Raw genomic sequence first — 12,380 nt, forward strand, 5'->3', positions numbered from 1 at the left:
GTTCAGACGAAGGCCGCTTCTGCGTACGGCAGTTACCGGACTGAGTGATCAAGTTCGACGCACCATTCGATGCCGGACGTTAAAGATCAAGCTAGTCTTCAGAGTCAGGAATTCTGTTCACATAGCTTGCGAGGCGACGTTTCCGAGCGGTGCGGTTGCAGGCCGAACGCCCGCCAGATCCGCGACACGGTCGACTGCGAGAGCCCCAACTCCTTGGCCATCGCCCTCGTCGACCAATGCGTGGCGGTTTTCGGCGTGGTCTCCAGCGTCTTTTTGACCACGGCTTCGACCTGATCGTCGGTGACTGTCCTGGGTCCACCCGAACGGGGCATGTCACCCAGCCCGGCGATCCGGTGCTCGACGAACTGCGCCCGCCACCGCCCCACCGCATGCGGTGTCGAACCGAGCTGAGCAGCAACGTCCTTGTTCGAGCGCCGGTGGCACAGGCCAGGATGATCCGGCACCGCAAGGCCCACGCCTGCGGCGTCGAAAGGCGGCGCACCCACCCCTCCAGGGCAGCCCGCTCCTCATCCGACAGCGCCAATTCGGCCTTCGGCCGCCCGGTCCGTGCCACCCGGCAAGCTTGCACATCTGAACAGAATTCCTGACTCAGAAGACTGGGGCGTGTATCGAAAGTGCCTGGTGAGGATGGAGGAGAGCCCATTTGTGATCCAGAATGATTGGATGGTCACACTTGAGACTCCCCGTTTGATCCTGCGTCGCTGGCGCGAGGAAGACGTTGCGCCCATGGCTGCCGTCAATGCCGACCCCGAGGTCATGCGGTGGATCCGTGACGGCAGCGTCCGTGACGAACAGCAGACTCGCGGCGGGATCCAGGCATGGGAGAGCGAGTGGGAGTCACAGGGCTTCGGTCTGTTCGCCGTGGAGATCCGGTCTACTGGCGAGCTGGCCGGGTTCACCGGCCTCTCGGTGCCCGACTTCTTGCCGGAGGTACTGCCGGCGGTTGAGGTCGGCTGGCGGCTGGGACGTTCCCACTGGGGGCAGGGCTTGGCCACCGAGGCCGCTGCGGCCGCTGTACGGTTCGGGTTCGAAGAGCGAGGGCTGGAGCGGATCGTCAGCATCGCTCAAGTGGGCAACGACGCCTCCGAACGGATCATGACCAAACTGGGGATGCATCCGGTCCGTGAGACCGTCAATCCCACCTGCGGTCGGCGAGTGCGGGTGTTCGAGTTGTCGTCGGACCAGTACGTCACAACCACTCGTTGATGGCGGCAACGAGGACGGTAGCCTCGTAGCGGGCCGCGAGTTTGTCGTACCTGGTGGCCACGGCTCGATGTCTCTTGAGGCGATTGATGCCGCCCTCGACCGCGTGCCGGGCCTTGTAGTCCTCTGGGTCGAACTTCGGTGGCCGGCCACCGCTGGACCCGCGCTTCTTGCGGTTGCGGACCTGTCCGCCCACTCCTGGGTGTGACTGTCTCGCCCATAGGTTCGGGAACGCGTCCGATCGGCCGGACGCCGGCCCCGGTACGGCTCGGACATGAGTGATGCCGAGTGGGCGCTGGTGCGGGATCTGCTGCCGGTGCCGGGATGGCGCGGGCCGGGGCGGGCGTCCGAAGGGCTACTGCCACGAGACGGTCGCAGGTGCCTTCTTTGCACGTCGTCAGTGCGCCCCGAACGACCCTTGTTCGAGGTGAGGATGATCGAACCCTTCTCGTAACGCTTGGAGATGACCTGGAAGACCAGGTTCGCCTCGGCGCGTTCGAGGGGCTGGTATCCGACCTCATCGACCACGAGAACGCCCGGCCGTAGATAGGTTCCGAGCTTGCTGGTCAGCCGGCCTGCCGCCTCGGCGGCTTTGAGGTTGCGGACCATGTCGTCGAGGCTGGTGAAGTAGATCGAGTAGCCGGCCTGGCAGGCCGCGACGGCCAGGGCGACGGCGATGTGCGTCTTGCCGACCCCGGGCGGGCCGAGCAGGGCGACGTTGGCCTTGTCCTCGATGAAGGAGAGGGCGGCGAGGTCCTTGACCTTGCGCGGGTCGACTTCGGGCTGGAAGGAGAAGTCGTAGTCGTCCAGCGTTTTGTGGTGCGGCAGCTTCGACAACCGCAGGCCCGTGCTGGGCGGGCCGGGCGGTTCCGGGCGAGCGGGTACAGGGGATTGCGGGTCCCGAGACATCGGGAGTCTCCTACGAGGCGGAGGAACAGAGACGGCGGACACCTGTCGTGGTGTCGTCCGCGTGGGGGTGGTGCGCGCCTCGCGGTCGGCGGTCCTCCTGCTCTCTGCCTGAGAGCGTCCCTGCGGGGCTTCGGCCCGAGCCCAGGGTGGCGTGTTCAGCGTAGCGGCGATCGGCGCGGGTATTGCCCTGGGCTCCTGGGGGTGGTCATCGGTACTGCCTCCGGCATGAGTTCGGATGAGGAAGCGGGACAATGGCAGGCCTCAGGTGCTTGCGTCTCGTCCTCCCGGGCTCGGCTTCTTCACACCGACGGCGTCGACCCGACGCTGTTCGCCCAGCTCGCCGGGTACATCGGCCAGGTCAGCACCACCCTGGGCATGTCCGACGCGGACCGAGCCGAGCTGGAGCGCGTCGCCCAGGACCTTCACACTGAGGCGACCTCCGAGAACCCTGCCCCGGGTCGCCTGCGCCAGTTCGCCACCCAGCTCAAGGACAAGCTCCTGGAGGCCGGTACCACCATCGCGGCCACGATGGGCGCTCAGATGGCCGACCAGGCCCTCGCCGCGCTGGTCCAGTAGCCCTTACGGCAACGCCACGAGCCCTGGAGGATCCGTCATGACATCCCCGGCCCCCGCCGTCGTCCACGGGTATTCGACTCTGGTGTGGACGATCACGTTGTTCCCCGTGCCTGCGGTCACGTAATTCCCCAGGCTCTCGCCCCGGTGTGGGGATAGGTTGACCGGCATGAACGCGCGGGGACGGAGCTATCGGTATGTGGGTCCTGCCGATCTGCCGGCTCTTGTCCGGCCAGGAGGCGAGGGCCAGCGCATGCTCTCGCCTGTGGACTTCGAGGAGTGGGCAGCGGCTCGGACAACGGAGGAGCTGACCGAGCCGTTCACCTTCGTTGTCGATGTCGCCGGGATCCTGCGGCTTGCGCCGCGCCGCAGCGAGCACGTGGTGTGCGCGGGCGGAGGGGCGGTGCTGAGTGCGGGTGAGGTGAGTTTCCGCGAGGAGTCCCGACGGTTGGTGGTTGATGAGGTCAGCAACCAGTCGACTGGGTATTGCCCGGATGTTGACTCGTGGTCGGCCGTTTCGCTGGCCCTGGACCGAGCCGGGATCGTTCACCCGACCGGGTTCACTCAGGAGGTGGTGTTCCGCCGCTGTCTTTCCTGTCAGCAGCTCAACGTCGTGCGAGAGGAGGACTTCGTCTGCGTCTTCTGCGACGGGGTGCTGCCGCAGGAGTGGAACGTGGACTGAGCCGGACGCTAGCCTCACGCTTTCATGAGCGTGCTCGTCCATGCCTTGATCAAATAAGAGGAGAGTGCTGCTGACCTCCAACGATGGGACTTGTCGAAGGGCTGTCCCGTAAATTGGTTCTTGGGTCGGCTTGACGTGGCTGTTCGTTGCTGGCCGCCCATCGCCCGCCTACCCGACGAGGGCAAGGTTGTGCATGTGCGCGATGCCGAGCATGGCGTAGTGGACGCCGTCGCCTTTGAGGCGACAGTCGCGGTATCTTCCAGGTCTTCATCCGGGCGAAGACGTGCTCGACTCGGGCGCGGACCTGCTTGTGGGACTTGTTGTGGGCTTCCTTCCAGTCGGGCAGAGCTTCGCCCTTGCGCCGCCTGTGAGGTATGACAAGTCCGGTACCGGGATAGCCACCGTCGGCGATTGTGGTGGTCTTACCGATGGCGGCCTCGGCGCCGGATTCCTCCCACGCCTTGCAGTCGTTGCGGTTGCCGGGCAGGGGTCGGCCGACCGCGACGACAAGTCGGGTGTCGGCGTCGATGACGACCTCGTGGTTGGTGGAGTACCTGTAGTTCTTGGACTGCTGAGCGATGGTGTGATCGCGGGGGTCGGAACGAGGGTGCAGTCCACGATGAGCACGGCATCCTTGGCGAACCTCTTACGCGCCTGGAGCGCAAGCATCGGCCCAAGGTGGTCAATGATGCGGGCCGCGGCCGACTTCGAAACCCCGAACAGCGGCGCTAGCTGACGCACCGTCAAGTTTCTCCGCCAGTAAGCCGCTACCAACAGCACCCGATCCTCTAGCGGCAGGCCCCACCGCCGGCCCCCTGGGACAGCGTCAGCACCGTCACGCCGCAGCGCACTCGCCAGCTTGCCGAACAGACGGGGACTCAGCCCGGCGAACGGGGCTATCCAGGACGGCTCCGACGCCGTGATCAAACTAGGCACAACAAGGTCATTTCAGCTGCACGTGGCGCTGCACGACCCGGCCCGCGTTCTGCGTGAGATCGAGGCCAAGCGACTCGTCCTGGCCCGTCACGTCCTCAGTCCGGCAGCGAGCGACCCGGAGTTGCCGTGGGACGACCGCCGCGGCTGCCAGTTCGAGGCGACCCCTGGCCATGCCACGACATGGTCGTCCTACAGCGAGCACCCTGACTTCCCCCCGACAAGCCTGAGGCGGCACAGCTGCACACCAGAGCGCATGACGGGTGCGCACACCCCGCAGGTCACGCCGACCACCTACTGAAGATCTTTTACGGGACAGTAGGCCCGTACCTCGCGGGTCGCTGATTCGTATGGTGTGACCGGCCCGGGGGGTCGGCTGGCCACAGACCTGGAACGGTGACCCGCGACGTCCGGGGCTAGGTTGCCGCCGCGAAAACGTCGATGCCCGTGAGGTCGGCCGACAGCGCCCACAGGCGCGCGGCTTGCTCGGGGTCGGTCGCGTGTGCGTGCACGCCGCCTTCCGAGCCGACGCCGGCTGGCTCGGCTATGTCGCAGTCCTCGCAGTACACGCCGCCCATGCCCGCCAGCTGGGGGGAGGTCGCCGCCCATACCTGCGTCGCCGCGCCCTGCCCGGGCGTCTTGAAGGTGGGATCGGTCGGGTTGCCGTTCTCGTCGATCCAGCCCGCGTCGACCATCTCCGCCTTCGCAAGGTGGCGCTGCAGCGGGGTGAGGATGCTGCCCGGATGCAGCGCGAACGCTCTGACTCCGGCGTCGCGGCCGAGCGCATCGAGCTGCACGGCGAACAGTACGTTCGCCGTCTTCGCCTGCCCGTACGCCTGCCATCTGTCGTAGCCACGCTCGAACTGCACGTCGTCCCAGCGCACGCCGGTGATGCCGTGGGCGCCGGAGGACACGGCGACCACGCGCGCGCCACCGCGGGCGATCGCCGGCCAGAGATGGTTGATCAGCGCGTAGTGACCGAGGTGGTTGGTGGCGAACTGCGCCTCCCACCCCGGGCCGACCCGCGTCTCGGGGCAGGCCATGACCCCCGCGTTGTTGATCACGATGTCGACCTTGCGACCCGAGGCCAGGAACCGCTCGGCGAAACCGCGGACGCTTTCGAGGTCGGACAGGTCGAGGTCGTCGGTCTCGACGCCGTCGATGCCCTCGACCGCCTTCTGAGCGGCCGTCCGTCGCCGGGCGGGGACCACGACGCGGGCTCCGGCACCCGCCAGGGCGCGGGTTGTCTCCAGACCAAGTCCCGAGTAGCCACCGGTGACGATCGCGGTGCTGCCGGACAGGTCGATCCCGCTCAGGACGTCGTCCGCGGTGCTCCGGGCGCCGAAGCCCGACCCGATCTTGTGCTGAGGTGTCGTCATGACGGAGAAGCTAGATGCTGGACCGCGCTCTAGGTCAAGGGCCGGTGGGGCGAACGTCCGGGTCCAGCCGTTGCACCTGTGCTAGATCACCACAATCACCGACGGTGGGTGACGGCGTCCACCACGCCATGCTCGGCATCGCGTGCATGCACAACCTTGCCCTCGTCGGGTAGGCGGGCGGTGGGCGGCCAGCAACGAACAGCCACGTCAGCCGACCAAGAACCATTGACGGGACAGTCCTTAGGGTCCTGTTGGCTGCACGGAAAGAAGCACTCTCCAGGTGAGCAAGCGTATCGGGTTGTACCAGCGTGTCCGCGTCGAGGGCGGTGGCCGAAGGACGGTCTCGCAGGCCGGGGCGGTGCTGCTGGTCGAGACAGTCCGCAAGGTGGGCCTGGACACCGCGATATCGGCGGCAATGGCTCCGTGGCGCAAGCCGCGGGCGGTGCACGACCCGGGCAAGGTTCTGCTGGATGTCGCGCTCGGAGTCGCCTTGGGCGGGGACTGCCTCGCCGATGTCGCCATGCTGCGGGCCGAGGCCGACGCGTTCGGCCCGGTGGCATCGGACCCCACGGTCTCCCGGCTCATCGACGTCCTTGCGGCGGCCGGGCCGCAGGCGCTCACTGCGATCCGCACGGCGCGGGCCGAAGTACGCACGCGGGTCTGGGAGTTGGCCGGCGCGGACAGTCCGGCCGCCGACGGCGGCGTGATCGTGGACATCGACGGCGTGCTGGTCCTCGCGCACTCCGAGAAGCAGGACGCCACCGCGACCTGGAAGAAGACCTTCGGCCATCATCCGCTCGTCGCGTTCGTCTACCACGGCCAGGCCGGTTCCGGGGAACCGGTGGCCGCGCTGCTGCGGCCCGGCGATGCAGGCTCCAACACCGCCACCGACCACATCGCCACCACCCAACTCGCCCTGGCCCAACTCCCCAGACACCTGCGGCGGGGCCGGCAGACACTGATCCGCACCGACTCCGCCGGCGGCACCCACGCCTTCCTCGACTGGCTCACCCGCCGGGGCCGGTGGCTGTCGTATTCCGTCGGAATGACCATCACTGACACCATCCACCAGGCCGTCCTGAAGATCCCGAAGAAGGCGTGGACACCTGCCTACGACGCCGGCGGCACCGAGCGGCCCGGCGCCTGGGTCGCGGAGATCACCGATATGCCAGACCTGAGCACGTGGCCGAAAGGCATGAGGCTGATCGTCCGCAAGGAACGGCCGCACCCCGGCGCCCAGTTGCGCTTCACCGACGTCGACGGGCTGCGGCTGACCTGCTTCGCCACCAACACGAACGGCGGCCAGCTCGCCGCCCTCGAACTCCGTCACCGCCGCCGGGCCCGCTGCGAGGACCGCATCCGAGGCGCCCGCGACACCGGCCTGCGCAACCTGCCTCTGCACGACTCCGCCCAGAACCGGATCTGGCTGGAGATCGTCTCCCTCGCACTCGACCTCCTCGCCTGGATGCCGATGCTCGCCCTGACCGGCAAGAACCGCCGCTGGAAACCCAAGAAGCTCCGCCTGCGGCTGTTCTCCGCCGCCGCCCAACTCGTCACCACCGGCCGCACCCGCCGGCTCCGCTTCACGACGCGATGGCCCTGGACCGGCGAGATCACCCGGACAATCGACCGGCTCAGCGCCTTGCCCAGCCCCGGCTGACCAGCCACACCGACCGCCCCAACGATCCGCACCACCACCCGGGAAAGTGGAACCCGGCGCCCACCCGACGCGACAACCGGGCCCTCAACCTGCCCCTGCCCCGCAAAGACCGCACCTCGCAAACACAGAGTCCCGTCAGCACACCGACGAGGACTCATGAACGATCGAGGCTAGCGGTCGGCAGCGTGTCGGTGGTCTTCTTGGGGCGTTTGTTAGGTCGGCTGCTGGGGCCGTTCATGATGACTTGGTGGCTGGTGTTGATGAGCCGGTCCAGGAGGGACTCGGCGACGACGGGGTTGGGGAACGGGGGGATACCAATCGCTGGGTGCCCGGTTGCTGGTGATGATCAGGGACCGGCCCTGCCGCTCGCTGACCAGCTCGTAGAGGTCGTCGGCCTGGGTGGCGGTGAGCTGGCGCATGGCGAAGTCGTCGAGGACCAGGACGTCGGGGCGGATCAGTTCCCGCATGCGTGGCTTCGTAGGTGGGAGTGAGCAACGCTTGTCGATGGGTTTGGGAATCACTTCGCGATCAACGAGCCCGAGAATGTCGATGAGGAGTAGCGCCGCCTGTTGCAAGGTGGATCACGCTAATCGCCTTACTCATCCCGCGGAGCACCTCGATGCTCCCACCGCAAGCCCTCAGGTGTTGCCAAAACTCGCCTCTGTCACAGATCTTGGGGAGCGGTCGCAGAGGATGACCGCTGTGGTTCGATTGCGAAGGTCCGGGTTCGCATGAGACGGCGTACGCCCCGCCGTCCGGCGGGCGGGGTTGACGCTCCGTCAGGCGTGCGGTGGCCAGGCTCTTGGTCGGCTGTGGCCGGTGACGTTGCTGGTCATGCAGGCCGACTTATCGTTCTGGGACTCGCTGGTGTTCGCCGGGATCGACCACGTGGAAGTCGAGGCGGTGACCGCCGCCTTCGGCACGGTCGACGTAGTGGCGAGAGGACGTGCGGCGGGATGGGCTGGGGCCTCAATACCGTGCTGCGCTACGCACACGCCGCGCACTGGCAGGACACCTTCCGTGAGAACCGGCCCCGGCCCAGCCGCTTCGACCCCTACACTCCTTACCTGGAGCGGCGCTTCGCCTCCGGATGCACCAGTGTCACCCGCCTCCACCGCGAACTCCTCGCCAAGGACGCCCCCGTCACCTACCAGATGGTCCGCGCCCAAATTGCCTCCCTGCGCACGGCCTCGCCGCAGGCACCGCCCCCGCCGCCGACGGTGCGCAAGGTGACCGGCTGGCTCACCCGACACCAGCAACCCTGAGCGAGGAAGAACGCGCCGGGCTGAAGAACGTCCTGGCCAGCTGCCCCGAACTGGACACCGCCGCCGGACACGTCCGCGACTTCGGCGAAATCATGAGCGACCGCCTCGGCGCCACGCTCCCAGCCTGGATCAACGCCCGTCGACGCCAGCCAACTGCCCGGCCTCACAGGCTTCGCACTCCACCTGCTCCGCGACCTCGACGCCGTGGCCGCCGGGCTCACCCTGCACTGGAGTTCCGGCGGCACCGAAGGCGCCGTAAACCGCATCAAAAAGATCAGAAAGCAGCTCTATGGACGTGCCGGATTCGAACTAGTCCGCAAGTTGATTCTGCTCCAGTGACCCTCTGAGACCGCTCCCCAAGATCTGTGACAGAGCCGAGTAGCGACGTTGTTTTGACGCGAGATGGGGAGTCGCACGATCGCGCGAATACCCGATGTACATGACTTCGGGAAGCACCCGGGCTGCGGCCGGCGGCATTGCTCTCCTTGAAGTGAACCGGGTCGCCGTCTCATCCAAGTGTGATTTCTCGGCGGGCGTGGCCCCGTCCTCACATCCCGGCCATGCCGCTACCGGTGAGGCCCGGAGCCAACGCCGGGACCCAGAAGACGGCGCCGGCCAGGGCGATCGAGGCGATTCCCACGGCACGGGCCACCAGGCGGCCGGCCGGAGCCAGCTTCTCAGTGGTGATCACGGCTGTCAGGACCACCATGGCCCACAGGTTCATCGCACCGAATGCCGTCAGCAACACCATCAGCGACCAGCAGCAGCCCAGGCAGAAGGCCCCGTGGTGGGCTCCGGCACGCAGATCGCGCGAGGGCCCCGGGTACGAGGCGTAGCGCAGCATGAGCCCGATCGGCGAGCGGCACCTCGCCAGGCAGCGGTCTTTGAGGGGCGTGAGCTGGTAGACGCCGTTGACCGCGAACACGGACGCGGCCACTGCGGTCCCCGCCTCGGCGGGGAGGCTCGCCGCGCGGCCCAGGCCGGCGGCCAGCCCGTACGCGGGCAGTCCGGCCGAGGCCCAGACAAGCAGGTAGGCGACCGTGAAAACGACCATGCGCGGCGCCCGGTGCACGGTGATGGTGCGTGCGTACAGCGCGGCGACGGGCGCCGTGGCGGGCAGCATCATCGCAGCCGTCATCAGCGTCCACATGGCCAGGAAAGCGAGCAGGCCCAGGCCCATGGTGCCCGGCATCGCCTGTATGCCGCCCCAGCGTGTCACCACCCAGACCCAGGCGGTAGCCGCCGCGACCAGCAGCAGTCCGGCGGGACTCGCCCTGCGGCGGACGGTGACCAGCCGACCGGTCACGCGGACCACGTGAAGGGCGCCGAGTGTCCGTTGCCGCCGGAGAAGTCCCAGGACCGGCCGTACACGCCGTCGCCCGTCGCCCGGGTGGACCGGGCAATGGTCAGCGTACTGTTCACCGGGTGGAACATGCCGGTCAGGCCCATGACCGGACCGTCCTCGCCGAACTGTGGGGCAACTTGGTCCTCGATCTCGATGTCGATGGCGTCGCCCACCCGTGCGGCGTGGCGGCGGCCGTCGTCGCGGTAGTCGATGGGAACGCGCTCCACGCCGAGGACTTCGCCGATCAGCGGAGTGAGCGCCGCCATCGGCCCGCCGGCCTGGCCGGAGAAGACCTTGCCCAGCGCCTCCGCCTGGCCGTCGTCGGCCGAAGCGTCTAGGTACAGCGCCACCTGCCAGCCGCCTTCGGCCATCACCCGGGGCGCGTCGACGAAGACGGCGACGCTGCGGTCGGAGACGTTCACGCCGTCCACGTTCCCGCTGTCCACGTGGAACGCGAAGGTCACCTGGCAGCGCTCGTGGTCGGCCGGTGCGGTGAGGCCCGAGGTGGTGCAGGGGCACACCACGTCGCAGTTGCAGCTCTCCAGATACGTGCCGTTCAGAGTCCAGGGCATGGCTCTTCGCCTCCCTCTTCTACGTCCCCCTCAGTAAAGGGAATGCATCGGGAGGCTCTGTTTCCGTCCCGGTGCCACTCTTCTCCAGACTATTCCCGACGACCCATGTCGCGCAGATCCGCTGCCAGCGCAGCTCACCGTCCTGTACCGGGTCGTGGGGGCACCCGCGGCCCCGGATTCGTCATTGACGAGTCCTCTTCACGGCTTGTTCGAACTCCGAGCTCTGGTGGTCGTGGCCGGCGCGCTCGTCGCCTGCACAACCGAGACGCCGAAGGTCGCGCACCTGTGATCCGGCACCGTCGGGGGTGGAGACGCCATGCTTCGCACGGTCCGTCCTGGCTGGGCTTAGCGAACAGACGTGGGAAATCTGGTGCCGATGCCCTACAGGCCACAACGGGGAGCGGGTGAGATGGCGACCCGCCTCGAACGGAAGGCCGCAGGGACTCCCAAACTCATCGACATTGATCATGAGCCGGGCCCCCGAGGTGACTTCCGAATGCCCCTACAAACGCCTCCCGTTCTCGGCTCTGGTCCACTTCGTGTGGTGCAGTCACTCCCGGTGACGTCTGAGATTGGGTCAGGGGTCTGGTGAGGGCTTGTTGATACTGCTTCCGGCTCTGTGCATCCTGGCCCAGAGCCTGACCCACCGTGCTAAAGGGCGATCAGTCCGGCAGTCGTCTCCTTGAAGCCACAGGCGTCGAAGTAGAACGAACGAAGGTGCTCCTCGAAGTCAACGTGGAGCCACTCGCACTTCGCGGCACGAGCTTCGTGAGCAGCAGCTGCGACCAGCGCGCCGCCAACACCGCTCCGCTTGCGATGCTGGGCGACCACCGTGTCTAGGACGAAGGCGTGAACTCCGCCGTCCCAGACCACGTTGACAAAGCCGATCAGCAAGCCGTCTTCCCAGGCGCAGACCCAGCCGAGGCTGTGGCGCTCAAGTCGTTCTCGCCAGTCAGTCTGAGTGACCGGGTGGCCGAAGCCGTCAGCATGCAGCGCGTTGAGGGCGGTGTTGTCGAAGTCGCCCCGCCACTCGTACTCGATCGTCACTCCTCGATCGTAGAGTCCGGGGCAGGTCCAGCAATCAAATTACGGCGCGAGGAGAACTCGCTTGCGGAGGAGTTCGAAACCAGCACGGCCGAACATCTGCCGCTTGAGCATCTTGATCGGGTTGACGTGGCCTTCGACGACGCCGGAGTTCCAGGGGAGTGTGAGGCCGGCGATGACGGCGTCGAGGTCGCGTTCGAGGTGCTGGGCGAAGTGCCGGAGGCTGGGCAGGTCGGTAGTGGCGGTGGCCGCTTCGATCCAGGTCGGCAATTGGTCGCCTTGGAGGTGGGCGACCATGTGGCCGATGGAACGAACGTGCTCGGAGAGTGCTGTCAGTTCGTGGCAGTTGGTCAGGACGGCTTGAGCTGGAGCCGGTCGCCTTCGGGCAGGGCGTCGGGGTGGGTGAGGATCCAGCGCGTGACGGCGCGGGCCGACGGCGGGCGGGGGCCGACCGGTTGGGGCTTGTCGCGAAGCGTCCTGCTGACGTAGCCGCGGACGCCGGCGTAGCCCGGGGACAGCCCTGTTCCCTGATCTCCCCCATAGTCTCCAGGCGTTGGTGCAGCCTTCCTGCCAGCGCTGATCGAGGTAGGGCTTGTAGGCATCGAGCCTGGTCGAACGGTTTTGCCACTGCCCGGTGAACATCTCCTCCGGAGTGGTGGCGCGGGAGAAGCGCAGGATCGTGTTGAGGGTCATCCCGAGCTGCCGGGCGACGGACCGCTTGCTGTGACCGGCGTCGAGGAGAGCGTGGATGGTGGCGTGCTTGGCGCGGGTGCGCTCGGCGAACCGGTGCCCTG

The 12,380-nt window shown here is 67.4% G+C and carries 14 protein-coding genes and 2 pseudogenes; 6 read left to right on the forward strand and 10 right to left on the reverse strand.

The features are described from left to right. Positions 1–104 precede the first annotated feature (104 nt). A complete protein-coding gene (locus tag ACFYWX_RS46655; RefSeq protein ID WP_389431624.1) occupies positions 105–506 on the reverse strand; it encodes a helix-turn-helix domain-containing protein in 402 nt (133 codons plus the stop codon). Positions 507–684: 178 nt separating this feature from the next. Between ACFYWX_RS46655 and ACFYWX_RS46660 the strand changes: the two genes are divergently transcribed. Next, positions 685–1,227: a GNAT family N-acetyltransferase gene (locus ACFYWX_RS46660; RefSeq protein ID WP_389431660.1), complete on the forward strand. Its 543-nt coding sequence runs from the start codon at positions 685–687 to the stop codon at positions 1,225–1,227. Here ACFYWX_RS46660 and ACFYWX_RS46665 read toward each other — a convergent pair. Further along, a complete protein-coding gene (locus tag ACFYWX_RS46665) occupies positions 1,211–1,420 on the reverse strand; it encodes a hypothetical protein (RefSeq protein ID WP_389431625.1) in 210 nt (69 codons plus the stop codon). The two genes, ACFYWX_RS46660 and ACFYWX_RS46665, sit on opposite strands and share 17 nt — an antisense overlap. A 221-nt stretch (positions 1,421–1,641) precedes the next feature. Then, positions 1,642–2,070: pseudogene (locus ACFYWX_RS46670) on the reverse strand (ATP-binding protein); the annotation flags it as partial. Positions 2,071–2,358: 288 nt separating this feature from the next. Here ACFYWX_RS46670 and ACFYWX_RS46675 point away from each other — a divergent pair. Both ACFYWX_RS46675 and ACFYWX_RS46680 read left to right on the forward strand, forming a co-directional pair. Further along, a complete protein-coding gene (locus ACFYWX_RS46675; RefSeq protein WP_389431626.1) occupies positions 2,359–2,709 on the forward strand; it encodes a hypothetical protein in 351 nt (116 codons plus the stop codon). A gap of 262 nt (positions 2,710–2,971) precedes the next feature. Further along, complete coding sequence (locus ACFYWX_RS46680) at positions 2,972–3,388, forward strand: hypothetical protein (RefSeq protein WP_389431627.1); 417 nt, start codon at positions 2,972–2,974, stop codon at positions 3,386–3,388. Between the two features lie 168 nt (positions 3,389–3,556). Here the strand turns inward: ACFYWX_RS46680 and ACFYWX_RS46685 are convergent. After that, positions 3,557–4,324 (reverse strand): annotated as a pseudogene (locus ACFYWX_RS46685) (transposase). Here ACFYWX_RS46685 and ACFYWX_RS46690 point away from each other — a divergent pair. After that, a complete protein-coding gene (locus ACFYWX_RS46690; protein WP_389431628.1) occupies positions 4,308–4,622 on the forward strand; it encodes a DUF6221 family protein in 315 nt (104 codons plus the stop codon). The pseudogene ACFYWX_RS46685 and the gene ACFYWX_RS46690 overlap by 17 nt on opposite strands. Before the next feature lie 115 nt (positions 4,623–4,737). Here the strand turns inward: ACFYWX_RS46690 and ACFYWX_RS46695 are convergent, their stop codons facing one another. Continuing rightward, positions 4,738–5,700, reverse strand: coding sequence for an SDR family NAD(P)-dependent oxidoreductase (locus tag ACFYWX_RS46695; RefSeq protein ID WP_389431629.1), 963 nt, complete (start codon positions 5,698–5,700; stop codon positions 4,738–4,740). A 280-nt stretch (positions 5,701–5,980) separates the two neighbouring features. On the opposite strand from ACFYWX_RS46695, the gene ACFYWX_RS46700 reads away from it, so the two are divergent. After that, on the forward strand, positions 5,981–7,360 hold the full coding sequence (locus tag ACFYWX_RS46700) for an IS1380 family transposase (protein WP_389431630.1): 1,380 nt from the start codon (positions 5,981–5,983) through the stop codon (positions 7,358–7,360). 212 nt (positions 7,361–7,572) lie between these two features. Here the strand turns inward: ACFYWX_RS46700 and ACFYWX_RS46705 are convergent, their stop codons facing one another. Continuing rightward, the gene (locus ACFYWX_RS46705; protein ID WP_389431631.1) at positions 7,573–7,827 is read right to left on the reverse strand and encodes an ATP-binding protein; all 255 of its coding nucleotides are present in this window, start codon (positions 7,825–7,827) and stop codon (positions 7,573–7,575) included. Positions 7,828–8,316: 489 nt separating this feature from the next. Between ACFYWX_RS46705 and ACFYWX_RS46710 the strand changes: the two genes are divergently transcribed. Then, a complete protein-coding gene (locus ACFYWX_RS46710; protein ID WP_389431632.1) occupies positions 8,317–8,625 on the forward strand; it encodes a hypothetical protein in 309 nt (102 codons plus the stop codon). Between the two features lie 547 nt (positions 8,626–9,172). Here the strand turns inward: ACFYWX_RS46710 and ACFYWX_RS46715 are convergent. The 4 genes from ACFYWX_RS46715 to ACFYWX_RS46730 all read right to left on the reverse strand — a co-directional run bounded on the left by ACFYWX_RS46715 (position 9,173) and on the right by ACFYWX_RS46730 (position 11,883). Next, positions 9,173–9,931: a DUF2182 domain-containing protein gene (locus tag ACFYWX_RS46715; protein WP_389431633.1), complete on the reverse strand. Its 759-nt coding sequence runs from the start codon at positions 9,929–9,931 to the stop codon at positions 9,173–9,175. Continuing rightward, on the reverse strand, positions 9,928–10,542 hold the full coding sequence (locus ACFYWX_RS46720; protein WP_389431634.1) for a DUF1326 domain-containing protein: 615 nt from the start codon (positions 10,540–10,542) through the stop codon (positions 9,928–9,930). The genes ACFYWX_RS46715 and ACFYWX_RS46720 overlap by 4 nt, the downstream gene beginning before the upstream one ends. Positions 10,543–11,193: 651 nt before the next feature. Further along, entirely contained in the window at positions 11,194–11,589 is a 396-nt protein-coding gene (locus tag ACFYWX_RS46725; RefSeq protein WP_389431635.1) for a GNAT family N-acetyltransferase, read from the reverse strand. A 39-nt stretch (positions 11,590–11,628) separates the two neighbouring features. Beyond that, complete coding sequence (locus ACFYWX_RS46730) at positions 11,629–11,883, reverse strand: transposase (RefSeq protein WP_389431636.1); 255 nt, start codon at positions 11,881–11,883, stop codon at positions 11,629–11,631. Positions 11,884–12,380 lie beyond the last annotated feature (497 nt).

Source organism: Streptomyces sp. NPDC002888, from assembly GCF_042888465.1.
In the GTDB taxonomy this organism is placed as follows: Bacteria; Actinomycetota; Actinomycetes; order Streptomycetales; family Streptomycetaceae; genus Streptomyces.

Excerpts from the sequence above, each read along its gene's own strand:
- ACFYWX_RS46705 (WP_389431631.1), bottom strand. The coding sequence starts at position 7,827 with ATGCGGGAACTGATCCGCCCCGACGTCCTGGTCCTCGACGACTTCGCC.
- ACFYWX_RS46675 (WP_389431626.1), top strand. The coding sequence starts at position 2,359 with ATGAGTTCGGATGAGGAAGCGGGACAATGGCAGGCCTCAGGTGCTTGC.
- ACFYWX_RS46720 (WP_389431634.1), bottom strand. The coding sequence starts at position 10,542 with ATGCCCTGGACTCTGAACGGCACGTATCTGGAGAGCTGCAACTGCGAC.
- ACFYWX_RS46695 (WP_389431629.1), bottom strand. The coding sequence starts at position 5,700 with ATGACGACACCTCAGCACAAGATCGGGTCGGGCTTCGGCGCCCGGAGC.
- ACFYWX_RS46730 (WP_389431636.1), bottom strand. The coding sequence starts at position 11,883 with ATGGTCGCCCACCTCCAAGGCGACCAATTGCCGACCTGGATCGAAGCG.
- ACFYWX_RS46660 (WP_389431660.1), top strand. The coding sequence starts at position 685 with ATGGTCACACTTGAGACTCCCCGTTTGATCCTGCGTCGCTGGCGCGAG.
- ACFYWX_RS46710 (WP_389431632.1), top strand. The coding sequence starts at position 8,317 with ATGGGCTGGGGCCTCAATACCGTGCTGCGCTACGCACACGCCGCGCAC.